The following is a 25,839-nucleotide window of genomic DNA, read 5'->3' on the forward strand; positions in this document are numbered from 1 at the left end:
GTCGAGACCCGCGGCTCGACCCCGGTCGGTGCCGGCAGGCGGTTGAGGGGGTGAGCGGCAAAGCCGCGAATGCGCTGAGCGCAAGCGAAGGGCAATAGAGCAGCAATGAAAGGCGTGCCGGGCGGCCCCCTCATCCGACCCTTCGGGCCACCTTCTCCCCGCTGGGGAGAAGAGGGAGCAAGCCGCGACTGACCCATGCGCCGTCGCTCGTCACTTTACCAGCCTCTGCCCGGCGGCCTATTCCATCGGCACCGCCACGAACCGCAGATCGCCATTCGCCCCTGCGATCATCAGCTGGGCATTGCGGCGGCCTTCCTGTTTCAGCGCCTGCACCTTGGCGGCGACCGCATCCGGCGACTTCATGAACTCCTGCGCCACCTCGACGATGACGTCGCCGGGCTTCAGCCCCTTTTCAGCCGAGGCGGAGCCGGGTGTCACTTCCGTCACGACGACACCATCGACGCTCTCGGCGATGCCGAAGGCCTTGCGCGTCTCAGCGCTCAACAGCGACAGCGACAGCCCGAGCACGTTCTTCGGCGTGGCCGCGTCCGGCGACACCTGGCCCTTATGCTGGTCGGGCGTGCTGGGTACGGGCTGGACTTGATCGCCGGTGTCAGGCTGGTCCATGTCGTTGTTCTCACCGGGATCCGGGGTGATGACGCCGTCATCCTGCGAACCATCGGGCGCCGCGTCGTCGGATGCAGCTGCCTGGTCGCTGTCCTCGAGCCGGCCGAGCTTCACCTTGACGGTCTGCTCCTTGCCGTCGCGCAGCACCACGACGTCGACTTCCTTGCCGACCGTGCTTTCCGCCACGACGCGCGGCAGGTCGCGCATCTCGCTGACGGTCTTGCCGTCGAATTTCAAAATGACGTCGCCCGCCTTGATCGAGCCGTCGTCGACGGGGCCGCCCTTGATGACGCCGGCGACCAGCGCGCCCTTTGCGTTGTCGAGCCCGAGGCTGTCGGCGATATCGTCGGTCACCGGCTGAATGCGCACGCCGAGCCAGCCGCGCCGCGTCTCGCCATATTCGCGCAGCTGATCAACGACGCCGGAAGCAAGCTCCGACGGCACCGAGAAGCCGATACCGATCGAGCCGCCGCTCGGCGAAATGATCGCCGTGTTGATGCCGATCACCTCACCCTTCATGTTGAAGAGCGGGCCACCGGAATTGCCCTTGTTGATCGCCGCATCCGTCTGGATGAAATTGTCGTAGGGGCCGGCATTGATGTTGCGGCCACGCCCGGAAATGATGCCCACCGTCACCGAACCGCCGAAGCCGAACGGATTGCCGATCGCCATTACCCAATCACCGATGCGCATCGTGCTGGAATCGCCGAATTTCACGGATTTCAGCGGCGTCTTCGGCTCGACCTTCAGCACCGAAAGATCGGTCTTCGTATCGGTGCCGATCAGCTTCGCCTTGAGCTTCGAACCATTGGCGAAATTGATCTCGATATCGTCGGCGCCCTCGATCACGTGGTTGTTGGTGACGATATAGCCGGTCGGATCGATGACGAAGCCGGAGCCAAGCGAGCTGACATTGTGGTTGCCGCCCTTGTTGCCCTGCTGCTTGTTGAAGAAGTCGTTGAAGAATTCCTGGAAAGGCGAGCCGTCGGGGGCGCGCGGCGCCGGACCCGCGCCCTCATCGTCCTTCACCTTCTGCGAGGTCGAGATGTTGACCACGGCGTCGAGCAGCCCCTCGGCGAGATCGGCGACGGAAGCCGGGCCGGTGTTGGGCACGGCGGCCTGGATCGGAGCGGTCTGCTGCGGTGCGACGGCTGCGGGAGGCGTAGGAGCGGGAGCAGTCGTTTCCGGAGTAGCTGGAGCGGGTGCAATAACCCCGGGTGCGGTCGTCTCAGGCGCGGTTTGCGCATAGGCAATCCCGCTCACGCCGGCTTGCGCCAGGATTGCGGCGCTGGCCATAAGCGCTAGCGTTCGTCTGAAGGGCGAGCGAATCGTGGGGGCCATCAAGCTTCCTCATAAGGGTGCATGCGCACATTGAGCATCAGCATAAGGCGGAATGATGGAGGGTGAAATCACCTTTTCGCGAAATCCCCGTGCAATGTGACGTGGCCTCGCAAAAGCCGGATCGTCTCAATCATTCCACGAAAAAAGGGCCGGCGCTCGGGCCGGCCCTTCCGAAATTGTCGGTGGTCGTTTCGCTGGCTGTCAGTTCGCCGGGACCGGTGCTGCGGGAGTAGTTGCGCCCGGAACTGCCGGAACTGGCGCGGCCGGATTTGTCGGCTGCAGGGTGCCGGCGGCATTGTCGAAATAGCGGAAGAATTCCGAATTCGGCGACAGCACCAGCGTCGTGTCCTGCGACGAGAGAGCGGAGGAATAGGCCGCCATCGAGCGATAGAACTCGAAGAAGGCTGGATCCTTGCTGAAGACTTCGGCAAAGACGCGATTTCGTTCCGCATCGCCCTGGCCTCGAAGGATTTCCGCATCGCGCTGGGCGCCCGCGGTGAACTCGACAACCTGACGGTCGGCGATGGCGCGCCGCCGCTGGCCTTCCTCATTGCCCTCGGCACGGATGCGCTCGGCCTCGGCAAGGCGTTCCGAACGCATGGCGTTATAGGTGTTGGGTGCAACCTCCGGCGAAAGGTCGGTGCGGCGGATGCGAACGTCGTCTATATGCAGGCCGAGATTTTCGGCATCCGTGCGCAGGTCGTCGCGAATCTCCAGCATCATCGCGACACGCTCTTCCGAGAGAGCGGCATTGTAGTCACGCAGACCGTAGACACGACGAAGCGATGAATCGAGCTGCGCTCTCAACCGCGCTTCCGCGGCTTCGCGATCGCCCGAGACCGTTTCGCGGAAGCGGCGAACATCCGAGATGTTATAGATCACGAAGGCATCGACGTCGAAGGTCTGGCCATCCTGGACCTGAACGCGAATATTGTCGAGATCGAGCCTCAGCGCCTGCTTTTCGACCAGCTGAACGCGGTCGGCATCCATGAAGCCGAAGGGCAGCTTGAAATAAATGCCAGGCTCGGTCTTGACCGACTGGATCTGGCCGAAACGGACGACGATGGCCTGCTCGCGTGCATTTACCACGAAGATGGACGAATAAAGCCCGACCAGCACGATGGCGAGGATGATGAGAATGATGGGAAGTCTGTTCGATGTCATGACTCAACCTCCCTGCTGCGCCGGCTTGCCGAGCTCATTGAGCGGCAGATAGGGCAGGACGCCCTGCTTCTCGTCGATAATGACCTTCCGGGAATTCTTCAGCACCTGCTCCATCGTTTCGAGATACAACCGCTTGCGGGTCACGTCGGGCGCCTTGGAATATTCGTCGTTGATCGCCGTGAACCGCTGCGCTTCACCTTCCGCCTCCTTCACGACACGGTCCTTGTAGGCGGCGGCATCTTCACGGATTCTGGCCGCATCGCCTCGCGCCTGGCCGAGCTTCTGGTTCGTGTAGCGATTGGCCTCTTCGATCGTGCTGTCGCGGTCACGGCCGGCACGCTGCACTTCTTCGAAAGCATCGGCGACTTCCCGCGGCGGCGCCACATTCTGGATCGTCACGCCGGTCACGGTCACGCCCGCGCCATAGCGGTTCATCGTGTCCTGCAGGATGTTAAGCACGTCCACTTCGATCGGCTGACGATTGCTGCGGAAGGCGTCCTGCGCCGGACGTCGGCCGACGATCTCACGCATGGCACTGTCGGATACCTGCTGCAGCGTCTCCGCCGGATTTTCGACGTTGAAGAGATAGGCTTTGGGATCGCTGACGGTGTAAAAGACCGCGAACTGCACGTTGATCACGCTTTTGTCGCTGGACAGCATCAGGCCGTTCGAAGACGATGCCGAAGTCGCCCCGATGTTCAGCTGCTGTACGGTCACCTTGACCGTCTCCACTGTTTCCATCGGCCAAAAGTGGAAATGCAGGCCCGGCATGGAAATCTCGTCCTTCGGCGTGCCGAACCGCAGCTCGACGCCGCGTTCGTCCGGCTGCACGACATAAATGCACTGGATCAGCCAGAAGACCGCGACGATCGCCACAACGATCACTGCCACGCCGCCGTTGAAGCCGCCGGGAATGATGTTGCGCAGCTGGTCCTGGCCGCGCCGGATGATATCTTCCAGATCAGGCGGTCCGCCCTTGCCGCCGCCACCGCGCGGCCGGTTCGGCCCCTGTCCCCATGGTCCCTGATTATTACCGCCGCCGCCGCCCCAAGGGCCGCCGCCGCCATTCTGATTGCTCCAGGGCATCAAAACCTCGTTGTTCGTTAAGTCTCCACGCATCCGAAACCGTGGGGGCTGGCCGGCGGACGCGTTGGTGACCGTTATAGGTATCAGCGCATCGGCTTTCAACGCAGCGTGAGAAACTTGGTCAATTTAATTGGAAAATAGTTCATTTTCAGGCGTAACGGCGTTCGTAGACGATGAAACGTGTGGGATAACTGTCCTTTTCGCCGGCCGGAACCGCGATCACCTCCCCCGCCTGCCAGATGTCGGGATCGATCGCGGGAAACGACGCGTCTCCGTCGAGATCGGCCTCGACATGCGTGATGCACATCCGGTCGGCAAGACCGATCGCCTGCGCGTAGACCTGCCCGCCGCCGATAATGCAGATCTCGTCGACGCCGGTTTCGAGCGCCAGCCTGTCGGCCACCGTCATCGCCTCAGACAGCGAATGGGCCATGGAGACATCGGGATGGTCTATCGCCGCTTGCCGCGAAATGACGACGTTCGGCCGTCCCGGCAGTGGCTTGCCGATCGAATCGTAAGTCTTGCGGCCCATCACGACAGGCTTTCCCAATGTCAGCGCCTTGAAGCGCTTCAGATCGCTCGAAAGCCGCCACGGCATATCGCCGTCGCGGCCGATAATGCCGTTGCGGGCAACCGCGGCGATAATGGTCCTGCGAATGTCGGCCATGAAATATCCCGGATCAGACGGCGATCGGCGCCTTGATGCTGGCATCGGCCTCGTAGCCGATCAGCTCGAAATCGTCGAAGGTGAAGCCGAAAATGTCCCTCACATCAGGATTGATGCGCATGAAGGGCAGCGGCTTCGGCCGGCGCGCCAGCTGCAGCTTCGCCTGGTCGAAATGGTTGTGATAGAGATGGGCGTCGCCGAGCGTGTGGACGAAATCGCCGGGTTTTAGCCCGGTCACCTGAGCCACCATCATCGTCAGCAGCGCATAGGAGGCGATATTGAACGGCACGCCAAGGAAGATATCGGCCGAGCGCTGGTAGAGCTGGCAGGAAAGCTTGCCATCAGCCACATAGAACTGGAAGAGGCAATGGCAGGGCGGCAGCGCCATTTCGTCCACTTCGGCCGGATTCCAGGCCGAGACGATGTGGCGGCGCGAATTCGGGTTGTTGACGATGCCTTTGACCAGATTGGCGATCTGGTCGATATGGCCGCCGTCGGGCGCTGGCCAGGAGCGCCATTGGGCGCCGTAGACCGGCCCGAGATTGCCGTTTTCATCGGCCCATTCGTCCCAGATCGAAACGCCGTTCTCCTTGAGATAGCGGATGTTCGTCTCGCCCTTCAGGAACCAGAGAAGCTCGTGGATGATCGAGCGCAGATGCAGCTTCTTCGTGGTAAGGACGGGAAAGCCTTCTTCGAGGTCGAAGCGCATCTGGTAGCCGAAGACCGAGCGCGTGCCGGTGCCGGTGCGGTCGCCCCGGTCGGAGCCCTTTTCCATCACATGATTCAAGAGATCGAGATATTGCTTCATGTCGCGCTGATTCCGTTTCGGCCAATTTAAGCCTTCGGAACCGGGAAACCAATCACCGGCGCGCATTTTCCCAATGTTTCTGATGGGTCGCATAACGCTTTTATGACGTTTGCCCTTTCCTTGGGCTGAGGAAACCACTATATCAGCCTTGCCGGCTTTCGGGTCGGCTATGGCGATAAATGAGCGGTGTAATAAACCTATTGGACCCGGGGGCGGTACCCGGCGCCTCCACCAAAAACCGGCGGCCTTAGAGGCCGGCTTTTGATGGGGGCGAAACAGGATCGACAAGGGTGTAAAGATCGTCTTTTTGCTCGGCATTGTACCGCCGTTATCGGGCTAAAATTGTAGTTGCAAACGACAACTATGCGGAAGCTCGTCTCGCTGCTTAATCGCGGTGTGACACTTCAATCAAAGTCCTAGTGGTTCGCACCTCTAGGCGGGGTCCGAAGGCACCTGGCAACAGAAGCCTTCACCTTCTCCCTGCCGCCGAAATCATGTATGCTGCTTAAAAACGTGACTCGGCTCCGGTCTTTCCCAAGGCGCCCGGACGTGGCATATAACCTTGTGAAAAGACTTCCGAACCGACGAAAGACAGGAAAAGCATGGGGCAGGATCATATCCGCTACGACATTCTGGCACAGGATGCACTTCGCGGCGTCATCCGCAAGGTTTTGGCGGAAGTCGCAGCGACGGGCCGTCTGCCCGGTGATCATCACTTCTTCATCACCTTCCTTACGGGCGCCACCGGCGTGCGCATCTCCCAACACCTGAAGTCGAAATACCCCGAGCAGATGACCATCGTCATCCAGCACCAGTTCTGGGACATGAAGATCACCGAGACGCATTTCGAGATCGGTCTTTCCTTCTCGGATGTTCCGGAAAAGCTGGTCATTCCATTCAATGCGATCCGCGGCTTCTATGATCCCTCCGTCAACTTCGAGCTCGAATTCGACGTGCCGCTCGCCGATGGCGAGGAATTGCCGTCCGGCGAAATCACCGCCTATCCGGTGGACGCGGCCGGAAAGCCCGATGACGCCGCAGGCGCAAAACCCGCCGACGGCGAGGAGAAGAAACCGGGCTCCGTCGTCTCGCTCGACTCCTTCCGCAAGAAGCAGTGATTTGAAGGGAGGCCAAGCCTCCCTTTTTCGTGAGGGTCCAGGCAACCGCATGAGCGCCGAAATCGTCAATCTGCGCCAGTTCCGCAAGAAGCAGGCTCGCTCCGAAAAGGAGAAACAGGCCGAACAGAACCGCGTCACCTTCGGCCGCACCAAGGCCGAGAAACAGCTGACCCGCAGCCTGAACGACAAGGCCGACAAAGCCCATCGCGACGGCCGGATCGAGACGGATGACGACGGCGCGTGACGGTTTCACGCAACGCGTGAAAGCCGGAATGGATTCTGCGATCAGCCACTTGCGCACTTTCCTTGAATCGATCTGCCAACCCACCCTTAATTTGATGGAGAGTCCTGAGCGCGAGCGCGTCGTCTCGGACGCGCTGTGCTCTATCTGGGATGTGAAGGCCCCATGATTCGTAAGCATTCGGCGACATTGCACGGCCATCGCACCAGTTTCTCGCTGGAAGATGAGTTCTGGGCCGAACTGAAGACGATCGCCTCCGCCCGTTCGATGCCGCTCGCCGCCCTGATCTCCGAAATCGACGACCACCGCCCACCGGACAGCAACCTGTCCTCGGCGCTGCGCTTGCATGTGCTTTCCTGGCTGAAGGCCGCCGCCAGCCACCAGGCTTGATGCATGTTGCTCAAAATCGCGTAGCGATTTGGGATGACATCAATGAAAACAAAGGCCTGAAGCGTCTTGCATGAATCAAATTCTATGCGCTTTCACTGCGCCTGAATGCCCGGCAACTGATCGAAATTGAGCGGACCGGGCTGCGCTTGCCCGCTGCGCCGTGCAGCTTCCGCCTCGGCCGCCGCCCTCGCCTGCGCATCGGCATCCGCCTTTGCTTTGGCTTCCGCCGCGCGTGCGGCCTCCGCCTCGGCAGCAGCTTTCTCAGCGGCGGCTTTCTGCGCCAGCGCGCGCAGCCGCTCTTCCTCTGCCTGCCGTTGCCGCTCGATCTCGGCCGCCTTGATGCGCTCGGCGTCGTTGAACCGGTAAAGCGCCACCTCGCGGCGCAGCCGCTGTTTTTCGAGCACGACTGCCTGCAGCCGCTCGACACGCCGGCGCTCGCGTTCGAAGGCGCGCAGCGACAGATAGCTGGTGATATCGGTCACATCCATCGTCTTGCCGGGCGACGGCAGCATGCCGGAAAAATTCAGCCGAAGCGCCGGCTCGGCGCCGGAAAGCGCTTCCGTGCCAGGATTGAACCCGACACCCAGTGTCGCGCTGATCCGCTCTTCCGGCAGCGCGATCTGCGCATCGGCGGTGATGCGGGCGAGATCGTTGGCGACGGTGACATTCTGCACCCTCAGCGTCCCGTCGGCGATGTTGAAGGGGATGGCGAGCGGCGGCAGCTTCGCCTCGCCGTTGCTGAGCAGCGTCTCGATGATCGGATGCACCTTGCCGGCATTGATCTGCTCCTGCATCGTATCGGTCGCGGCAAGCAGCGGCGGCAAGATGGCAAGGTTCAACCCGCGTATGCTGGTATCGCCGAGCCTCAGTTCGCCTGAACCATTGAGCGAGCTGGCGATCTCGCCGATCGTCTTGCCCGAGGCCTCCATCGACAGCGACAATCCGAACTTGCCGTTGGCGATCGGCGCGCCGTCGCGCAGCCAGACGACGCCGGAAAGATCGGAATCGGCAAGCGCAAGCTTCGTCTGCAGGAAACCTGTGCCGCTGGCATTGGTGAACAGCAGATTGCCGGAGAGCTTTCCGCCGTCCCAGTTCCCGGCCATGTCGTTGAGCTGCAGCTCGTCGCCCTTGTAGGCAACATTGCTGGTGAAGTCCGACACCGCCGTTTCCGGCAGGCCGGGCCAGAACTCCTTGGCCGCCAGCTTCACGTTAACGTCGAGATCCTTGAAGATGGGCAGCCCCAGCGGCGCCGTCGTCAGCTGACCGTTGGCGGGATCGACGATCTGGCCGAACACCGCCTCGCCGAGCCAGCCGGCATCGGCCTTGGAGAGTGTCAGCCCGCCGCTCGCGGTCGTCCTCGCAGCCTTCCGGTCGAAGGTCAGCGCACCGGAAAATTCGTTGTCGGCCGCATGCCCCTTGAGATCGGAAAAGACGATCTTGTCGCCGTCGACGGCGGCATTGACCTGCAGGCCGAACGGCAGCCCGGTTCCGGTCTGCGGCAGGGCGATGCCGTTCATGATGAGATAGGGGTCGATATCGGCGCTGTCGAGCGAAAGCGCGATCTGGCCGTTCATGAAGGTCTCCGGCCGGACGTCGACCTTGCCGTTGGCCATGAACGAGGTCCGGTCGGTCGCAAAGGTCAGCGCCGCATCGGCGGGATCGTTGCCCGATGCCTTCACCTTCAGCGTCAGTCGGCCATTGGCGCCGACATCGACCGGCAGCGGGTCGAGCCCGGCCTGGCCGAACAGGACTGATGGCACGGCGTTTTCGAGCGTCGCCTCGAGGCTCGTCGTGCCGTTGCCGGTCAGCGCTAGGAGGTCGGACATGCGGTAATCGAGATTGACGCGGCTGCCGTTCGCCACACCGGCAAGCGTCACCGTCAATGCGTCGCCCTCGTCGCCGCCGAGCGTCAGTGCGCCGCGCAATGCCGTATTGCCGTACCAGCCGGCATTGCGCACCAGCCGGTCGAGCACCGGGTGATGTGGCAGGTGCTCGCGCAACATGGTGAAAAAGCCGCCGGGATCGGCCGATTTGAAGGTGATCTCGCCCGCACCCTTGTAATCGAGCAGCGAACCTTCTGCCCTGCCCGTTGCCGTCAGCTCGGCGCCGGCGATATTCTTGATCGACAGCCGGTCGATGGCGAGTGCCCCATCGGCGATCGTAAAGGTGGTCTCGACATTCTCGGCGTCGACACCGAAGGCGGTGAACTTGTCGGCCTTGAGCTGGGCGGCGATCTTGTGGTCGAGCACGTTATCGCCGGCATCCTGGCCGGTCATCAGCCCGCTCAGCGCCTGCAGCGCGTCGAGATCGAGCGTATCGCCATTTAGCGCCACCGACAGTGTCGGCGGCTGGCCGGAGATCGCCTGGCGCTCCAGCCGACCCTTCAGCGTCGCCGGTCCGATGGCAATCTCAAGGTTTTCAAAACGCTGCAATTCATGCGTCAGGCTGACATTGGCGGAAAAGCCCGCCTGCCGCAATTGCCGGATGGCCGGATCGACCGAGCCGGCAAGCCAGGAGGCAAGCCCCGTCGGCTGGCTGGAGGCCACCACGATCTGGCCGTTGAACGAAGGTTCGCCCTGAAGCAGGAGCTTGCCCTTGCCTTCCACCTGCGTGCGCCCCGGCAGCGTGCCGGTGGCGCTGTCGATCATCCAGCCGGTGCCGGCCGGTTCGAGCTCCAGCTGCACGTCGCGCAGCGTCGTATCGCCGGCGACGATCGCCGGCAGCTTGACGCTCGCCTTGCCCGGCACCTGCGGGATCGGCACCTGCGCGACGATATCGATCAGCGAATTCAGCCGCTGGCGCGCCGAAACAGCTGGATCCCGCGTCGTCTTGCCGGCTGACCCCTGATTGCCGATGCGGTTGACGTCGATCTGCTGCCCGACGGCGGTCAGCAGGAATTCCGGCGCATTGCCGGTATCGAGCGTCGCCTCGCCGGTTATGACATAGGGATCGTCCGTCGGGCCGATCTCCATCCGGTATTCGGGAATGCGGATGCGTTCATTGGTGAGCTCGAAGCGGCCCTTGACGCGCGGCGGCTGCTCTTTCTTGTTGGCGGGCTTGGCGCTGTTGCGGATTTCGATCGCAGCCGAAAGCTGGCCCTGATAGTTCGGCTTGCTATCGACGAGCTTCAGCTCGCCATCGAGATCGACGCTGACAGGGTGTTTGTCCGGCGAAAGCCTCGTGCGCATGCGCAGCACGCCCTTCTCGTCCGGCTGACTGCTCGAGATCGAGAAGCCGCCGTGCTCGCCGTCGAGCGCTGCGTCGCCCTCGATGCGCCACGGACCAGCCAGCGACTTTGCCGACATTTCCGCGTTGAGGCCGGTGATGCGACGCGAGCGACCCGACTGATCGTCGATGAACTCGACCTCGCCGCCGCTGACATGCACGTTTTCGAGAACGACCGTCCTTGCCGGTATTTCCGCGCGGCTGCCGCGCATCCAGTCGAGCGTGCCGTCCTTGAGCAATCTCAAGCGCACCTTCGGATTGACGACGCGCATGTCGAAGATCAGCGCTTCGCCCGACAGGAAAGGTGCAAGCTCCGCATCCATGGAGAACTGCTCGACCTTGACGATCGGCGTGCCGTCCGCTTCCTGGCCGACGCGCACGTCATGCAGCGTCACCGACGGGAACGGCAGCAGGCGTGCATCCACCGTGCCGTAGACGGTGACCTTCTTGCCGATGATGCGGCTTGCCTGATCCTCGAAATTCTTGCGGAAATCCGTCCAGTCGATGAACAGCGGCGCAAGCAGCGCCACGAACAGCACTACGACGATCACTCCCCCCAGAAAGACGAGGAACCGGCCTACCAATGCAAAGCGTCTCCATTCGGGATTCTGTTGCCGACACCAGAGCATGATGCCGCAAAGTGTGAGCGGTTTTCGGACGACATCATGCTCTAACTCTTTATTTGAGAACAGGATTCAGATTTCAGGGCGAGCCGGCCCCAACATCATCTTGTTCTAGCGCTATTCATGCAGGGGGCAAGGCCCAACTTCATGAGAATGTTCCGTTTTCAGCCATGGTGGAAAATCTTGCCGGGATTGAAGATATCGTCCGGATCGAGCGCCTGTTTCACCTGTCGCATCAGATCCACCGCGCCGCCGAGCTCCTGTTCCAGAAACGCCATCTTGCCTTGCCCGATCCCGTGTTCACCGGTGCAAGTCCCGTCCATTTCGAGCGCCCGCTGGTTGAGTCGCTGCACGAAGCTCTCGGCCACGGCGACGCCTTCGGTGCTCTTGTCATCAAACAACAGCAGCACATGGAAGTTCCCGTCGCCGGCATGGCCGACGATCGGCCCCAGCAGCCCATGCTCCTCGATATCCGCCTGCGTTTCGGAAACACAATCGGCAAGCCTCGATATCGGAACACAAACATCGGTCGAAAGTGCGGCAAGCCCGGGCGCCAGCGCCCTTGCAGCCCAATAGGCGTCGTGGCGCGCTTTCCAGAGCTTCGTCCGCTCCTCGGCATTGGCGGTCCATAGGAATTCGCCGCCGCCGCATTCCGCCGCGATCTCGGCAAAGGCTGCCGATTGCAGCGGCACCGTCTCGTCGGTGCCGTGGAATTCGAGGAACAGCGTCGGGCTTTCGGCATAGGAAAGCTTGGAATAGGCGTTGCAGGCCCGCATCTGTACCGTGTCGAGCAACTCGATACGCGCCACCGGAATGCCCATCTGGATCGTCATGATGACGGCATCGCAGGCGGCCTTGATGCTCGGAAAGGCGCAGGCCCCTCCGGCAATCTTCTGAGGGATCGCCTGCAGACGCAGCGTCACCGAGGTCAGGATGCCAAGCGTGCCCTCGGCGCCGACGAAGAGCCGCGTCAGATCGTAGCCCGCCGAAGATTTGCGGGCGCGCCGGGCCGTGCGGATCTCCTCGCCATTGGCAGTGACGGCGGTTACGGCAAGGACATTGTCCTTCATCGTTCCATAGCGCACGGCATTGGTGCCGGAGGCCCGCGTCGAGGCCATGCCACCGATCGAGGCGTTGGCGCCGGGATCGATCGGGAAGAACAGGCCGGTATCGCGCAGGTGGATGTTCAGCGCCTCGCGTGTCACACCCGGTTCGACGGTGCAGTCGAGATCTTCGGGATTGACCTCGATCACCCGGTTCATGCGGCTGAAATCGATCGAAATACCGCCATTGGCGGCATTGACCTGACCCTCCAGCGAGGTGCCGACGCCGAAACCGATCACCGGCACCTTGTGGGTCGCACAGGCTCTGACCGCCGCCTTCACATCGTCGGCGCTCTCGGCGAAAAGCACGCCGTCGGGCAGTTGCGGCGGGATATAGGTGGTCGTATGCGCATGCTGTTCGCGGAAGGACTGGCCGGTCTGGAAACGCTCGCCGAAGCTCTGCTTGAGAATGCCTAGCACCGCGGCAATTCCCGCCTCGTTGCGTGTGCCCGCCTTCGCGTCCTTCAGCGCCATCCCGTTGATCTCCCTGCCATTCCGCAGAAACCACATCGTGTTCCGCAGGCTACAGCGCCGCGCGTCTTTTCAGACGAGCAAAGGACGCTGTAGAACTCTAAAATTGCTGCATAATTTCATCCTTAAATCGATTCCGATTTAAGGAATTATGCAGCAGGCTGGGTATGCGGCAAGTCAAAGCGGCTGTCCAGTTAAGATTGGCAGAAGATTTCACTCCCACTTTGTTATAGGCCGTCCGCTATAGACAAATCCGCTGTCCCCGGCGCCTCATACGATCGGTGGATTGAGCCGGGCAAAACCCTCCTGCCGCCGATAGGGGAAATAGGGATAGGGCGCTGTCACCGCGCTGATGGCGTCGAGCCTTTCGATCTGCTCCTTCGACAGGCTCCAGCCGACCGCGCCGAGATTCTGCCTGAGCTGCTCCTCGTTGCGGGCGCCGATGATGACGCTCGATACCGTCGGCCGGTTAAGCAGCCAGTTGATGGCGATCTGCGGCACCGTCCGGCCGGTCTCGCCCGCGATGGCGTCCAGGACCTCAACGATGTCGAACAGCTTCTCGTCGTCGACGGGCGGGCCGTATTGTGCCGTCTCATGCAGCCGGCTAGCCTTGGGCAGCGGCTGGCCACGGCGGATCTTGCCGGTCAGCCGTCCCCAGGCAAGCGGGCTCCAGACGAGAGCTCCCACACCCTGGTCGGCGCCAAGCGGCATCAGCTCCCATTCGTAATCGCGCCCTGCCAGCGAATAATAGACCTGATGGGCGACATAACGCGGATGGCCGTGACGCTCTGCGGCGGCAAGCGACTTCATCAGTTCCCAGCCGGCAAAATTGGAAACGCCGACATAGCGGATCTTGCCTGCTGCAACGAGCCCATCGAGCGTCGACAGCACCTCCTCGACCGGCGTTGAGGCATCGAAGGCGTGAAGCTGCAGCAGGTCGATATAGTCGGTCCCGAGCCGGCGCAGCGCATCCTCGGTCGCGCGGATCAATCGCGCCCGCGACGTTCCCCAGTCCTGCGGCCCCTCGCCCATCGGCAGCGCCGTCTTCGTTGAGATCAGCACAGCGTCGCGCCGGCCACGGATCGCCTGGCCGAGCACCTCCTCGGACGCGCCAGCCGAATAGACGTCGGCCGTGTCGAAGAGATTGACGCCGGCTTCCAGGCAAATGTCGACGAGCCGCCGCGCTTCCTCGGCATCGGTATTGCCCCAGGCGCCGAACAGCGGCCCGCTGCCGCCGAATGTGCCCGCACCGAAGCTCAAGACCGGCACTCTGAGGCCGGAAGCGCCGAGATTTCTGTAGTCCATGGATCTGTCTCCTGTATTTCCTATGAGATAGACCTCAATCACCCGATGATATAGATTGCCTACAAGCAAATCATCTGTGACTTGAATTCATCATGAGCCGTCAAGACATCAATCGCTCCGGCGAAATGGAAGTCTTCGTCAGCGTCGTCGAGCGCGGCGGTTTTTCCGCGGCCGCCACGGCACGGCGCATGACGCCGTCGGCTGTCAGCAAACTCGTCGCCCGGCTGGAGACACGCCTCGGCGCCCGCCTCGTCAACCGCTCCACCCGCAGGCTGCAATTGACGCCGGAAGGCTGTGCCTTCTATGAGCGCTGCATTACCATCCTTGCCGATATTGCCGAGGCCGAACGTCAAGCATCGACAGGTGAACAGGCCTCAGGCCGCATCCGCATCAACACCAGCGGCTCTTTCGGCAACCATGTGCTGGCGCCGCTCGTGCCGGCCTTCATGGCGCTTCATCCGGCCGTGACGCTGGATATTTCCCATACCGACAGGATAGTCGACCTGATGGAGGAGCGCGCCGATGTCGCAATCCGCGCCGGCCCCTTGAAGAATTCCAGCCTGATCGCCCGCAAGCTTGGCGTCACCGGCAAGATCATTGTCGCATCGCCGGACTATCTCTCGCGTCATGGCAAACCACGCACGATCGCCGATCTCCGCCACCATTGCCGCATCGGCTTTTCCTACGCCCGCGCCATCGAGGGCTGGCCGCTGCGCGAAGGTGGCGAAACGGTGATGATCCCGATCACCCCGGGCCTGCAGGTGGGAGACGGCGAAGCCATGCGTCACCTCGCTTTGTCAGGCGTCGGCCTTGCCCGGCTCGCCGCCTTCACCGTGCGCGGCGATATCGATGCCGGGCGCCTGGTGCCGGTACTCGAAGAGGCCAATCCCGGCGATCTCGAGGAGTTCTACGCCGTCTATATGGGCCAGGGCGGCCCGCTGCCGCCGCGCGTACGCGCACTGCTCGACTTTCTCGTCGGCCATGTACGTTTCTGAGGCACCCAGCCCGAAACCGTTCAGCGGCTTGGAAAGCTGACATGCATAAAAACAACGACTTGAAGCGGTCGCATGATTCAGTTTCGCATTCCGGGGCCTAGAAGCCAGATTTCGCAATTGACCGCCCGCCTCGCGCCCGCCTATACCGGACCCGCGCCAGCCGGCTCTTGTAGCCGGCCTTTCTTCGTCATGCCGGAGCCTCTTCCCATCTTCAGCCTTTAAGGGCTCTCGCGCCGGTCGTGCTCTAACTATTTAATGTAGAGCAGGATTCAGATTTTGGCCGACCCGGCCTAAAATCATCCTGTTCTAGGAAAGATACGGGGATCATGTCATTCAGCGACGCGAGCCGCCTAATGCGGGATGTCGGCCTGCCGAAATGGGCGCTGCTCCTGGCACTTTCGACCGCTCTCGTCGTCTTCCTCGAACTCTTCGCTCTGCCGGCCTCGCTGCTGATCGGACCGATGGTCGCGGCAATCGCACTGGCGTTGACCGTCGGCAAGGGAAAGCTTCGCGTGCCCTTCTGGCCGCTGCAGTTCGGCCAGGTCCTCGTCGGCCTGATGATGGCGCGCACCATCACTCCGGACATTCTCGGCACCATGGCGAAGGACGCACCACTCTTTCTGCTGTTCATCTTCTCGGTCATCGCCATCGCCACCGGCCTCGGCTGGCTTTTGACGCGCTGGCAGGTGCTGCCGGGGACGACCGCGGTCTGGGGTTCCTCGCCGGGCGGCGCCTCCGCCATGGTCATCATGTCGGAAGCCTATGGCGCCGATGCCCGTCTCGTCGCCTTCATGCAGTATCTGCGCGTCGTCTTCGTCGCCGTCGGGGCCTCTGTGATCTCGCGCCTGTGGGTGGCAGCCGACGGCGCCGAGCCGCCGCCGCTCGTCCTCTTTCCCGAGATCGACTGGCCGGCCTTTGCAGCGACGATGGCTTTTGCCGCCTTTTGTGCTTATGGCGTCCGGCGCCTGCGCCTCCAGGGCGGCACGATCATCGTGCCGCTCTTCCTCGGCGCCTTGCTGCAGGGCGTGGGCCTCCTGAAAATTGAATTACCGATGTGGCTGCTCGCCCTCGCCTATGCGCTGGTCGGCTGGAGCATCGGCCTGCGGTTCACCCGCTCGATCCTCAAGCACGTGGCGCGCGCCCTGCCGAGGGTGTCGGCCTGCATCGTGCTGCTGATGGCACTCTGCGGTTGCATGGCGGTAGCACTTCACGTCTTCGCCGGCATCGATCCGCTGACCGCCTATCTCGCCACCAGCCCTGGCGGCGCCGATTCCGTCGCCATCATCGCCGCCTCCAGCGATGTCGACGTGCCCTTCGTGATGGCGATGCAGACCGGCCGCTTCCTGGTGATCCTGATGATCGGCCCGATGCTTGCCCGCTTCATTGCCCGCCGTTCCGGCCTTGTGGAAAATCCCGTCTAGTGCCCTGCTTGGGCTTGCGCGCGAGTGCAGCCCATTGGCCGGGCGTCACGCCGTAGGCCTTCTTGAAATGGCGGTTGAGATGGCTCTGGTCGGCAAAGCCGGTCGCCGCCGCCACATCGGAAATCCCCTCGCCCCCGCCGATCATCGCCCGGGCCCGCTGCAGCCGTCGCATCAGGAGGTAGCGATGCGGGCTGGTGGCGAAGGCCGCCCGGAAATGCCGCGCCAGCGCGAAACGATCGAGACCCGTCACCGCCTCAAGCTCGCCGGAATTCACTGCCCGGGTCGCATGCGCCTCGAGATAATCCCGTGCCGCCCGCGCCTGCCGCCAGGCGACGAGGCCGAGCGGCCGGCGCGGCATGCGCGCATGCCGTGACAGCCCGCCTGTCACCCACGATACGAAATCGTCGACGAAAAGCTCATCCAGTTCGCGGTCGAGTTCGCTAAGTGCTGCCAGCAGCACGCCTGCTAGCGCCGGATCGCCGATAACGGGTTCATCGACAAAAGGCAGGCCGACGCCATCCGCCTTCAAGCATTCAAGAAGCAGCGATGGTTCCAGATAAAGCATGCGGTATTGCAGCCCATCCTCCGTCCCCGCCCCGCCGTCATGCTCTTCGTCGGGGTGCAGCACGATCACCTGCCCCGGCAGGCTGAAGCGCCGCTCGCCGCGATAGCGGAAGGTTTGAACCCCCTTCAGAGTCACGCCGAGTGCATAGGTGTCGTGCCGATGCGGCTCGAAAGCATTGCCTGCGAACTGCGCCTCGATGCGCTCGATGCCGGGAAAGGCCGGCGCAGCCAGGATGGCGTTGCCGGATGGTCCGGCGCACAAACGTTCAAGACCTTCGAAGACCTGCGGATGTAAGTCCTGGTTCAACGCGCCCGATACTCCATAAATCCGTAGATAGGTGAAAGACCGTCCGATGTTTGATACCAAAATTGCCGTCGTCCTGCGAAACAATCTTGCCGGCTGGCAGAAGCTGAACGTCACCGCCTTCCTGATGACGGGCATCGCCGGCCGGCATCCCGAGATCATCGGTGAAGCCTACAGGGACCGCGCTGGCAATCTCTACAATCCCCTATCGATCCAGCCGATCATCGTGCTCTCCGCCGACGAGGCGACCATATCAGCCGTCCACCGCCGCGCGCTGGAGCGCGATATCACCAGCTCGCTGTTCATCGAGGAGATGTTTGCGACCGGCCACGACGCGGCGAACCGCGCCGTCTTCGCAGAATTTGCGCCCGAAGACGCCAAGGTGGTCGGCATCGCGCTGCGCGCCGAAAAGAAGATCGTCGACAAGATCACCAAGGGCGCAACGATGCAGCACTAACAGAAACGGCCGGGCTTAGCCCGGCCGTTTCAAAGGCAGTAAATTCGGTTCAGCCCTGCGTGATCGGCGCGATCTGGATCTCGACGCGGCGGTTCTGCGCGCGGCCGGCCTCGCTCGCGTTGGAGGCAACGGGCTGCGACGGGCCGAAGCCGACGGCGGAGACGCGGCGCTGGTCGATGCCCTGGCCGCCGAGATAATCGGCAACCGAAAGTGCGCGGCGCTGCGACAGGTCCTGATTGTGCTGCAGGCTGCCGGTCGAATCCGTATGGCCGTTGACGTCGATCAGCGTGCGGTTGAACTTGCGCAGTACGATCGCCACCGAATTCAGCGTCGGATAGAAGCCCGGCTTCACTGCGTCCTGGTCGACGTCGAAGGTGATGTTCGAGGGCATGTTGAGGATGATGTTGTCGCCGTTGCGGGTCACCGAAATGCCGGTGCCTTCGAGCTGGGCGCGAAGCTCGGATTCCTGCTGGTCCATGTAATTGCCGATCGCGCCGCCAGCGAGAGCGCCGACGCCTGCGCCGATCAACGCCGCATTGCGCTTGCCGTGGCCGCCGCCGCCGACAGCCACGCCGACGAGAGCGCCGCCGAGCGCGCCAAGCGCCGCGCCGCCGGCCGTATTGGAAACCTTCTGTTCACCGGTATAGGGATCGGTCGTCGTGCAGGCGCTGAGATAGCTTGCGGCAATAGCGAGAAGTATGAATTTTTTGATCATGGACAGGACGGTCTCCGTTCGACTGATGCGAGCAAATGGCAAGGATTGCGGCAAGAAAATGAAGATGTTCTCCTGATAGGGCAAATTCGGGCGCCGAAACACAGCCATGTTGCGGGAATGCGCTGATATCACCAGTTTTAGCGGACGGCCGCCCCTGCGCGGCGGCAAGGCACAGCGATCAGCCCTTATGATGCGGGTGAGGAGCGGAGCAATCGATCCAGTGAATCGATTGCAGTGACGAACGAAGGGCCGTATCAAACCACGAGGGCGGTTGGCCGGAGGATCGTACCTTTAGAAGTTCTGGAAGAGCCGCCGCATGGTGTCGTAAGTGGCGTTGGCGATGTTCAGCGACTGCAGGCCGAGCTGCTGCTGTGTCTGCAGCGCCCGCAGCCTGCTCGACTCCTCCTCCATGTCGGCATCGACAAGCCGGCCGATGCCGGCGGTGATGTTGTCGTGCAGTTTCGTGGCGAAGTCGTTCTGCAAGTTGATGCGCTTTTCCAGCGCGCCGAAGGCCGAACCGACCGTCGTCAGCTGCGTCAGCGCGGCATCTACGACGCTGATCATCTGGCCGATCTGGCCCTGTGTCGTGCTTGATGTCACCGAGATCACCACCTGCCCGGTGGTGGTGCCGTTCTTGCTCGTCATCAGCACGTAATTTTGAGCAGCACCGAGTTCGGTGGCGAAATAGGCCGATGTCAGCACCCCATATTCGCCGGAACCGGTGGCACGGTCGTCGATCAGGTAGCGCGCGTCCTTGGAGGTCGTCGCTCCGACGGGCGTATTGTCGATATGGTAGCTCAGCATGCCGATCGAGATCGTGCCGTCGGCGTTGCGGATGAACGAGGCCGGAATCTGGCGCGGCTGCGTCGGCGTCGCATCGTTGGTGAGGACCACCCAGTTGTCGCTGTTGAAGGTAGCCGATTCCGAAACGCTGCGCAGTTGCTCCTGCAGCTGTTTGATCTCTTCGTTGACCTTGTTCTTGTCGATGCCGTCTTCGGTTGCGGCAACCAGCTTTGCCTTGATTTCGGAGACGACGTCGATGACGCTCTGAACGCCGGTATAGGCCGTTCCCATCGTCGCTGCGGCCATGCCAAGCGCATCCTGGATCGCCGAAACCGCTTTATTGTCGGTCCGCGCGGTGGTGGCGATCGACCAGTAGACGGCGTTGTCGCTGGCTTTTTCGACACGCATACCCGTCGTGATGTGGTTTTGCGTGACCGTCATATTCCGATTGATATCGCGCAGCACATAAAGCGCCGCATCCACGGAGACGCGCTGATAAATACTCACGGTACTAAACTCCAAAACACAACAGACGCAAACTGAACTAAAAATGAACCGTGCCGCACGGACATTCATGTCCGGGGTCGCTGAAACTCCAGCGCATCGCAGCCTTCAAGAAACGAAGAAGACCGGTCGGTTACTGGTCACAATCATTGCCGTTTATGCTTAACAAACGACTAAACTTCAGAAGTAATTTAGCTAATTTGGCAAGGTTTCAGACACCATAAGAAACGCAGCCGGACGAGGTTGACCGGCGGCGTTTCGTAATCGGAAAAAACCTTATTCGGCAGCCTGCAGCTGCTCGTCGTCGGGTGCGGCGCGCGGCCGTGTGGCGACCGACATCTCTTCGTGCAGGCGCGCTTCCTCGTGGGCGTGCGGCTTGGCGAAGCGGGCAAGCAGCAGATAGGCGACCGGCGTGATGAACAGCGTCACCAGCGTCGCGAAACCGAGACCGCCGACGATCACCCAGCCGAGCGCAACGCGTGCTTCGGCGCCAGCGCCATGGGCAAAGACCAGCGGCACGCCGCCGAGGATGGTGGCGATCATCGTCATCATCACGGGACGAAGGCGCAGCGCGCAGGCCTTCTCGATCGAGGACCGCACATCCTCGCCCCGGTCACGCAGCTGATTGGCGAATTCGACGATCAGGATACCGTTCTTCGCCATGACGCCGACGAGCAGCACCAGGCCGATCTGGCTGTAGATGTTGAGGCTGGAGCCGGTGATAACAAGTGCGAAGACGGCGCAGGCAAGACCAAGCGGCACCGTCGACATGATGATCAGCGAGGACAGCACGCTTTCGAACTGCGCGGCCAGCACCAGGAAGATGATGACGATGGCGAAGCCGAAGGTCAGCGCCATGCCGCTCGAATTCTCTTCGAGCGTCGCCGCCTCGGCCAGTGGCAGCAGGCGGGAGCCTGGCGGCAGCAGCGGCTCGGCGAGCGCAGTCACTTGGCTGACGGCATCGCCGAGCGACATGCCGTTCCTGAGGCCGGCAGTGATCGCGACGGAGGCGAGCTGCTGCTCGCGGTTGAGCTGCGGCGCGACCGAACCTTCCTTCATCGTGGCGATGACCGACATCGGTACGATCTTGCCGTCGCCGGTCTTCAGAAACACGTTCTCAAGATCGGTCGGATCGTCGATCGGCCGCGTCGTCGAGGTCAAAAGCACGGGATAGGATTCGCCGTCGACGAAGACGTCGACCACCGAGCGCCCTTCGAGCAGCGATTGGATTGCCGTCGAAAGCCCGGTTATGTCGATGCCGAGATCCGAGGCGCGCTCGCGATCAATCGCCACCGATACCTGCGCCTGGCTGGGCTCGTTGGTCAGGCGCGGCGTATCATACTGGCCGGTGGCCTCGAGCGACTGAACCAGCTTGGCGGCCGCCGCCGTCAGCGCCACGTGATCATTGCCGATCAGCGCCATCTGCAGACCACTGCCGGCGCCGCGGATGCGAAGGCTGTTCGAGGAAATAGCATTGCCGCGCAGGGCCGGCACCCTGGAGGCTGCCTGGTTGATATCGCCGACGATCTCCGTCTGCGTCCTGTCACGCTCTCCCCAGGGGGCGAGCGTCAGCACCATGAAGCCGCTGTTCAGCGAACCGCCCTGGCCGGAGATCGAGAAGATATTGCGGATGTCGCCGCTGTCGACCAGCGGCTGCAGATATTCCTCGACGAGTTGCATCTTGTCGCGGGTATATTCGAGGCTCGATCCCTGCGGCGTCGTCAGCCGCATCATTACCAGCGACCGGTCCTCTTCTGGCGTCAGCTCGCTCTTCACCGTCGAGAAAGCGACGAGCGCCGCGCCGGCAAAGATCACCGAGAACAGGATGACGACGAAGGGCGCGTTGAGACAGCCGTGCAGCGCCCATTTGTAGAGATCGGCGAGCGCCCCGCCGAAGCGGCCGAGCATGCCGTGATCTTCGAGCATCGGCTTGGTCAGCATGCGCGAGGCGAGCATCGGACACAGCGTCAGCGCCACGATCGACGATAGACCGACCGAGAAGGCGAGCACGAAGCCGAATTCGCGGAAGAGGCCACCGACCTGTCCCGGCAAGAATGAGAGCGGAATGAACACCGCCGCCAGCGTCGCCGTCGTGGCGATGACGGCGAAGAACACCTCGCGCGTTCCGATCACGGCGGCAGCGCGCGGCCCCATGCCTTCGGAGCGCCGGCGTACGATATTTTCGAGCACCACGATCGCATCGTCGACGACGAGGCCGGTCGCCAGCACGATCGCGAGCAGCGTCAGGATGTTGATCGAGAAGCCGACCATGTAGATCGCCGCCAGCGTGCCGATCAGCGCCACCGGCATGCTGACCGCCGGGATCAGTGTCGCCCGCCAGTCGCGCAGGAAGAGGTAGATGACGGCGGTGACGATGACGGCGGCGAGCACCAGCGCCAGCACCACTTCGTGGATCGCACCCTGGATGAAGACGGCGTCGTCGCTGGTGATGGCGATCGTCGTGCCCTCGGGCAGCGTCTTCGACAATTGGTCGACGGCCGCCTTGATGCCGGTCGATATGTTCAGCGTATTCGACTGCGCCTGGCGGATGATGCCGAGGCCGATGCCCGGCTTGCCGTTGGAGCGCAGCGCCGTTTCGCCGTCGCGTGGTCCAAGCATCACCGTCGCGACGTCACCAAGCCGGACGCGGTCCTGCAGGATGACGTTGGAAAAATCGGCCGGGGTCTGCAGGTTGGCAGTCGCACGCACCACGATATCCTGCGTATTGCTCTTCAGCGAGCCGGCCGGCACGTCGAGTGCGGCATTGTCGAGTGCCTTCGTCAGGTCACTGATGGTCAGCCCCCGGCTGGCAAGAGCCCCCTGGTCGACATCGACGCGGAAGACCTTCTCCTGGTCGCCATATTCCTCGACGTCGGCAACCCCGTCGACGGAGGCGAGACGATCGATCACCTCGTTTTCGACAAGCTGGGTCAGATCGTCCATGTTGAGATTGGTGGAGGTGACGGCAAGGCGCATGATCGCCGAGGAATCCGAATCCGCCTTGACGATCTGCGGCGCATCCGCTTCGTCGGGCAGGTTCTGGGTGATGCGGCCGATCGCGTCGCGCACGTCGTTGGCGGCGACCGAGAGATCGATCGCATCCGAGAATTCCAGCGTCACCCGGCTCTGACCGAAGGACGAGGTCGACGAAATCGATTTCAGGCCGCTGACGCGCGCGACCGCCCCCTCGATCACCTTGGTCAGTTCCTGGTCGATCGTCTGCGGCGATGCGCCGTCGAAGGTGGTGCGCACGGTGACGACGGGACGGTCGACATCGGGCAGTTCGCGCACCTCGACGCCGACATAGGCGGCAAGACCGGCAACGACCATCAGCGTGTTAAACACCAGCGCCAGGATCGGCCGGCGAACGAAAAGTGCAGTGAAGCTCTGCTTGCCCGACGCCCTATCCTGATGAATCTCGGTCACGTTCATTGCGTGGCGACCTCCGCAGTCGCGGCGACATCGGCGCTCACGCGCACCGCCCCACCCTCACGCACGCGCTGCAGGCCCTGCGTCACGATCTTGTCGCCGTCCTTCAGGTCGGCCTTGACGAGAATGAAGTCGGGATTGCGCTGCACGACGCTCACCCGCACCTTATGCGACTTGTCGTTCGTAACCTGCCAGACGAAGGACCCTTGCGAATCCCACTGTACGGACTGCGGATCGACCGCCGGATATTTGTCTCCGGGGAATTTCATGCTGACGCTGAAGGACATGCCCGCACGCAGCTCGTCCGATGAGTTGTCAATCTTGGCGCGCAGGCGCAACGTACGGCTCGCCGCATCAATGCGATTGTCGACCGCCTCAATCACCCCAGAGAACACCTGCCCGGGCCTTGCGACCGACATCGCCTCGACAGGCTGGCCGACCTCAACCGTATTGGCGAACCTCTCAGGTACCCAAAAGTCGACTAGGATTTCCGAACGGTCGTCGAGCGTGACGATCGGGATGCTCGTCGTGACGTTGTCGCCGATATTGACCGGCACGATGCCGACGATGCCGTCGATCGGCGCGGTGATGTTGCGTCGGGCGAGATTGAGCTCGGCGGCCTGCAGCTGCAGCCGCGCGCCCTGCTCGGCGATCTCCGAATCGAACACGTCCATGCGCGACACGCTGGACTTGATGTTGTGATAGAGATTGGACTTCTCGACGGCGGCCTTGACCGCCACATCAGCCTGGCCGCGGGCGATCACCTGCTCCTCGCTGTCGAGCTTGGCGAGCACCTGGCCGGCCTTCACCCTGTCGCCCGACTTGATGAGGATTTCGCGGATCGTGCCCGATGCCTGCGGCGTGACCGCGACCGAACGGATCGCATCACCCGTGCCGATGGCGTTCAGCCGGTCGTTGACGATGCCCTGGACGACCGCCTGCGTCGCGACGAGAATGGTGTTGTTGCGCCCGCCGCCATTGCGGCGGTTCCCCTCTCCCTGCCCCTCACCACCCTGCTGCCCTTGCGCCCGGGCCGGAGCGTCGGCATCGGCCGTCTCCTCGGCCTTCGGCGCGATCTTGGAAACGATGCTGTCTGGAATACCTGCATCGCGCATCGTATCGCCAGCGCCGGGCACGAAGAAAACCCACGCGGCAAAGCCGGCAATAATGACGATGAGCGAAAGTACAAACTGCTTCCAGAAGGCCATTCACGTCTCCGGAGGGACTCGAGGTTGGACCAGGGTCGGTCGAAAGAGGCGCTGCGGGATCGAGATTCCCGTCTGATGCGACAATATCGCGCGTTTACAGCTTACCGGCAAGCATAAGCAGCCGGCATTACCGATTTGTAATATCAGCAAAGAATGGAAATAACCCGGCCGCTCACTTTTGCTTGAATGAACACTCGCCCGTGTCTTTGATCCCGCCAATTGTCGGGCAAGATACCGTACAAAATCCCTGAGGATGCGGGTTGGATGCCTATCGGCGCATCGACCACCGCAGGCCCATCACGGCCGCAATGCCCAGTATCGGCCAAATCGCCCAGAACTGCCCCGTCCAGGTGAAGAGGTTGATGCCGGCAAGGCCGAGCGCCAGGATCGCCAGCAAGGTGATCTTGCGATTGAACCGGGTCTGGTCGCGGTTCCAGGCGAGCGCCGCGACGACGGCAAGCGCGAGCACCGGAAAACGCGCCCAGAAGACGCCCTGCCACGACAGCAGATTGATACCGATCAGGGCGCCGGCGATGACGCCGAGCACGCCATACAGCCTGCGTCCGCCCGGTGCTGGGGTTGTCTCGGCCTTAGCGGCCGCCATAACCGGCGCCGGCTGCGGCCGCGCGGAGCCGGATCGTTCTGCAGAGGGCGTCTCGTCCCTGGTATCGCCGATCTTTACCGCGTAGCTCGGCACGCCTTCATCGACGTTCTTTACCATCAGCGGTCCGAGAAACTCGAAACCGACAGCCACCTTGTTGCGGACCTGGTCGTAGACGGTGCTCGATATCACGATGCCGCCGGCCGCAGCCGACGTCTGCAGCCGCGCCGCAATATTGACGCCGTCGCCATAGATGTCGTCGCCCTCGACGATTACGTCGCCGAGATTGATGCCGATGCGGAAGAGCATGCGACCGTCGGCCGGGCGGCGGGCGTTGAAACCCGCGAGTTCGTTCTGGGTGTCGACGGCCGCACGCACCGCCTCGACCACGCTCGGGAAATCGGCGATCAGCCCGTCGCCCCAGGTATTGACGACGCGGCCGCCATGGCTTTCGATCAGGCGCCCCATCGACTCCCGGCAGCGCTTCAGGCTCGCAAGCGTCCCCTCCTCGTCGGCCCCCATCAGCCGCGTATAGTCCTGCACGTCAGCACAGAAGATCGTCGTCAGCTTGCGCCGCGTTTCACTCATTGTCTCTCGTCTCCGCGCTATCCGCCCCGGGAAAGATCGCTGCAAAGGCTGAAACTGGTCGAGATCAAGTGGGCGATTGCAACGGCGGCAAACTACTAAGA

Annotated in this window: 20 protein-coding genes and 1 other RNA gene; 7 read left to right on the plus strand and 14 right to left on the minus strand. The window is 62.5% G+C overall.

Annotated features, from left to right (window positions below; translation table 11 throughout):
• Window positions 1–237: 237 nt before the first annotated feature.
• The 5 genes from RlegSU303_RS15040 to RlegSU303_RS15060 form a co-directional block, all read right to left on the minus strand.
• Window positions 238–1,968, minus strand: a complete 1,731-nt coding sequence (locus RlegSU303_RS15040; protein ID WP_017961248.1) for a Do family serine endopeptidase — start codon at window positions 1,966–1,968, stop codon at window positions 238–240.
• A 201-nt stretch (window positions 1,969–2,169) separates the two neighbouring features.
• Window positions 2,170–3,132, minus strand: coding sequence for a protease modulator HflC (gene hflC / locus RlegSU303_RS15045; RefSeq protein ID WP_017961249.1), 963 nt, complete (start codon window positions 3,130–3,132; stop codon window positions 2,170–2,172).
• 3 nt (window positions 3,133–3,135) lie between these two features.
• On the minus strand, window positions 3,136–4,218 hold the full coding sequence (gene hflK / locus RlegSU303_RS15050; protein WP_017961250.1) for an FtsH protease activity modulator HflK: 1,083 nt from the start codon (window positions 4,216–4,218) through the stop codon (window positions 3,136–3,138).
• Window positions 4,219–4,366: 148 nt separating this feature from the next.
• Window positions 4,367–4,885, minus strand: a complete 519-nt coding sequence (locus RlegSU303_RS15055) for a dihydrofolate reductase (RefSeq protein ID WP_072637847.1) — start codon at window positions 4,883–4,885, stop codon at window positions 4,367–4,369.
• 13 nt (window positions 4,886–4,898) lie between these two features.
• Entirely contained in the window at window positions 4,899–5,693 is a 795-nt protein-coding gene (locus tag RlegSU303_RS15060) for a thymidylate synthase (protein ID WP_131620269.1), read from the minus strand.
• 111 nt (window positions 5,694–5,804) lie between these two features.
• On the opposite strand from RlegSU303_RS15060, the gene ssrA reads away from it, so the two are divergent.
• The 4 genes from ssrA (at window position 5,805) to RlegSU303_RS15080 (ending at window position 7,442) form a co-directional block, all read left to right on the plus strand.
• Window positions 5,805–6,167, plus strand: a transfer-messenger RNA (tmRNA) gene (gene ssrA / locus RlegSU303_RS15065).
• Window positions 6,168–6,295: 128 nt separating this feature from the next.
• Window positions 6,296–6,811 (plus strand): SspB family protein, encoded by a 516-nt coding sequence (locus RlegSU303_RS15070; RefSeq protein ID WP_003541317.1) that lies wholly within the window; start codon window positions 6,296–6,298, stop codon window positions 6,809–6,811.
• Between the two features lie 49 nt (window positions 6,812–6,860).
• A complete protein-coding gene (locus RlegSU303_RS15075) occupies window positions 6,861–7,055 on the plus strand; it encodes a DUF4169 family protein (RefSeq protein WP_072637834.1) in 195 nt (64 codons plus the stop codon).
• Between the two features lie 162 nt (window positions 7,056–7,217).
• On the plus strand, window positions 7,218–7,442 hold the full coding sequence (locus tag RlegSU303_RS15080) for a ribbon-helix-helix domain-containing protein (protein WP_017961255.1): 225 nt from the start codon (window positions 7,218–7,220) through the stop codon (window positions 7,440–7,442).
• Between the two features lie 92 nt (window positions 7,443–7,534).
• Here the strand turns inward: RlegSU303_RS15080 and RlegSU303_RS15085 are convergent, their stop codons facing one another.
• The 3 genes from RlegSU303_RS15085 to RlegSU303_RS15095 all read right to left on the minus strand — a co-directional run bounded on the left by RlegSU303_RS15085 (window position 7,535) and on the right by RlegSU303_RS15095 (window position 14,169).
• Window positions 7,535–11,251 carry an AsmA family protein gene (locus tag RlegSU303_RS15085; protein WP_168279553.1) on the minus strand — a complete coding sequence of 1,239 codons (3,717 nt, stop codon included), beginning with the start codon at window positions 11,249–11,251 and terminating at the stop codon, window positions 7,535–7,537.
• Between the two features lie 203 nt (window positions 11,252–11,454).
• Window positions 11,455–12,867: an FAD-binding oxidoreductase gene (locus RlegSU303_RS15090; RefSeq protein WP_131710098.1), complete on the minus strand. Its 1,413-nt coding sequence runs from the start codon at window positions 12,865–12,867 to the stop codon at window positions 11,455–11,457.
• A gap of 267 nt (window positions 12,868–13,134) precedes the next feature.
• On the minus strand, window positions 13,135–14,169 hold the full coding sequence (locus tag RlegSU303_RS15095) for an aldo/keto reductase (protein WP_131719136.1): 1,035 nt from the start codon (window positions 14,167–14,169) through the stop codon (window positions 13,135–13,137).
• A gap of 92 nt (window positions 14,170–14,261) precedes the next feature.
• Here RlegSU303_RS15095 and RlegSU303_RS15100 point away from each other — a divergent pair, with 92 nt between their 5' ends.
• A complete protein-coding gene (locus RlegSU303_RS15100) occupies window positions 14,262–15,164 on the plus strand; it encodes a LysR family transcriptional regulator (protein ID WP_131719137.1) in 903 nt (300 codons plus the stop codon).
• Window positions 15,165–15,490: 326 nt separating this feature from the next.
• The gene (locus RlegSU303_RS15105) at window positions 15,491–16,585 is read left to right on the plus strand and encodes an AbrB family transcriptional regulator (RefSeq protein WP_131710101.1); all 1,095 of its coding nucleotides are present in this window, start codon (window positions 15,491–15,493) and stop codon (window positions 16,583–16,585) included.
• Here RlegSU303_RS15105 and RlegSU303_RS15110 read toward each other — a convergent pair.
• Window positions 16,545–17,456 (minus strand): AraC family transcriptional regulator, encoded by a 912-nt coding sequence (locus RlegSU303_RS15110; RefSeq protein ID WP_131710102.1) that lies wholly within the window; start codon window positions 17,454–17,456, stop codon window positions 16,545–16,547. The genes RlegSU303_RS15105 and RlegSU303_RS15110 overlap by 41 nt on opposite strands.
• 46 nt (window positions 17,457–17,502) lie before the next feature.
• Here RlegSU303_RS15110 and RlegSU303_RS15115 point away from each other — a divergent pair, with 46 nt between their 5' ends.
• Entirely contained in the window at window positions 17,503–17,910 is a 408-nt protein-coding gene (locus RlegSU303_RS15115; protein ID WP_003560946.1) for a DUF2000 family protein, read from the plus strand.
• Between the two features lie 49 nt (window positions 17,911–17,959).
• Here RlegSU303_RS15115 and RlegSU303_RS15120 read toward each other — a convergent pair whose 3' ends face one another.
• The 5 genes from RlegSU303_RS15120 to RlegSU303_RS15140 all read right to left on the minus strand — a co-directional run bounded on the left by RlegSU303_RS15120 (window position 17,960) and on the right by RlegSU303_RS15140 (window position 25,738).
• The gene (locus tag RlegSU303_RS15120; protein WP_003541337.1) at window positions 17,960–18,625 is read right to left on the minus strand and encodes an OmpA family lipoprotein; all 666 of its coding nucleotides are present in this window, start codon (window positions 18,623–18,625) and stop codon (window positions 17,960–17,962) included.
• A gap of 291 nt (window positions 18,626–18,916) precedes the next feature.
• Window positions 18,917–19,915, minus strand: a complete 999-nt coding sequence (locus RlegSU303_RS15125; RefSeq protein WP_131719138.1) for a flagellin N-terminal helical domain-containing protein — start codon at window positions 19,913–19,915, stop codon at window positions 18,917–18,919.
• Window positions 19,916–20,188: 273 nt separating this feature from the next.
• Window positions 20,189–23,344, minus strand: a complete 3,156-nt coding sequence (locus RlegSU303_RS15130) for an efflux RND transporter permease subunit (protein ID WP_131719139.1) — start codon at window positions 23,342–23,344, stop codon at window positions 20,189–20,191.
• Complete coding sequence (locus RlegSU303_RS15135) at window positions 23,341–24,549, minus strand: efflux RND transporter periplasmic adaptor subunit (RefSeq protein ID WP_131719140.1); 1,209 nt, start codon at window positions 24,547–24,549, stop codon at window positions 23,341–23,343. Before RlegSU303_RS15135 ends, RlegSU303_RS15130 begins: the two co-directional genes overlap by 4 nt.
• Before the next feature lie 268 nt (window positions 24,550–24,817).
• Window positions 24,818–25,738, minus strand: a complete 921-nt coding sequence (locus tag RlegSU303_RS15140; RefSeq protein ID WP_131719141.1) for an adenylate/guanylate cyclase domain-containing protein — start codon at window positions 25,736–25,738, stop codon at window positions 24,818–24,820.
• Window positions 25,739–25,839 lie beyond the last annotated feature (101 nt).

Origin of the sequence: Rhizobium sp. SU303, assembly GCF_021052345.1 — a bacterium.
Classification (GTDB): Bacteria; Pseudomonadota; Alphaproteobacteria; order Rhizobiales; family Rhizobiaceae; genus Rhizobium; species Rhizobium laguerreae.

Coding starts and splice junctions, on each gene's coding strand:
- RlegSU303_RS15090 (WP_131710098.1), bottom strand. CDS start 12,867: ATGGCGCTGAAGGACGCGAAGGCGGGCACACGCAACGAGGCGGGAATT.
- hflC (WP_017961249.1), bottom strand. CDS start 3,132: ATGACATCGAACAGACTTCCCATCATTCTCATCATCCTCGCCATCGTG.
- RlegSU303_RS15105 (WP_131710101.1), top strand. CDS start 15,491: ATGTCATTCAGCGACGCGAGCCGCCTAATGCGGGATGTCGGCCTGCCG.
- RlegSU303_RS15055 (WP_072637847.1), bottom strand. CDS start 4,885: ATGGCCGACATTCGCAGGACCATTATCGCCGCGGTTGCCCGCAACGGC.
- RlegSU303_RS15080 (WP_017961255.1), top strand. CDS start 7,218: ATGATTCGTAAGCATTCGGCGACATTGCACGGCCATCGCACCAGTTTC.
- RlegSU303_RS15095 (WP_131719136.1), bottom strand. CDS start 14,169: ATGGACTACAGAAATCTCGGCGCTTCCGGCCTCAGAGTGCCGGTCTTG.
- RlegSU303_RS15040 (WP_017961248.1), bottom strand. CDS start 1,968: ATGGCCCCCACGATTCGCTCGCCCTTCAGACGAACGCTAGCGCTTATG.
- RlegSU303_RS15060 (WP_131620269.1), bottom strand. CDS start 5,693: ATGAAGCAATATCTCGATCTCTTGAATCATGTGATGGAAAAGGGCTCC.
- RlegSU303_RS15130 (WP_131719139.1), bottom strand. CDS start 23,344: ATGAACGTGACCGAGATTCATCAGGATAGGGCGTCGGGCAAGCAGAGC.
- RlegSU303_RS15140 (WP_131719141.1), bottom strand. CDS start 25,738: ATGAGTGAAACGCGGCGCAAGCTGACGACGATCTTCTGTGCTGACGTG.
- hflK (WP_017961250.1), bottom strand. CDS start 4,218: ATGCCCTGGAGCAATCAGAATGGCGGCGGCGGCCCTTGGGGCGGCGGC.
- RlegSU303_RS15100 (WP_131719137.1), top strand. CDS start 14,262: ATGAGCCGTCAAGACATCAATCGCTCCGGCGAAATGGAAGTCTTCGTC.
- RlegSU303_RS15115 (WP_003560946.1), top strand. CDS start 17,503: ATGTTTGATACCAAAATTGCCGTCGTCCTGCGAAACAATCTTGCCGGC.
- RlegSU303_RS15070 (WP_003541317.1), top strand. CDS start 6,296: ATGGGGCAGGATCATATCCGCTACGACATTCTGGCACAGGATGCACTT.
- RlegSU303_RS15120 (WP_003541337.1), bottom strand. CDS start 18,625: ATGATCAAAAAATTCATACTTCTCGCTATTGCCGCAAGCTATCTCAGC.
- RlegSU303_RS15135 (WP_131719140.1), bottom strand. CDS start 24,549: ATGGCCTTCTGGAAGCAGTTTGTACTTTCGCTCATCGTCATTATTGCC.
- RlegSU303_RS15075 (WP_072637834.1), top strand. CDS start 6,861: ATGAGCGCCGAAATCGTCAATCTGCGCCAGTTCCGCAAGAAGCAGGCT.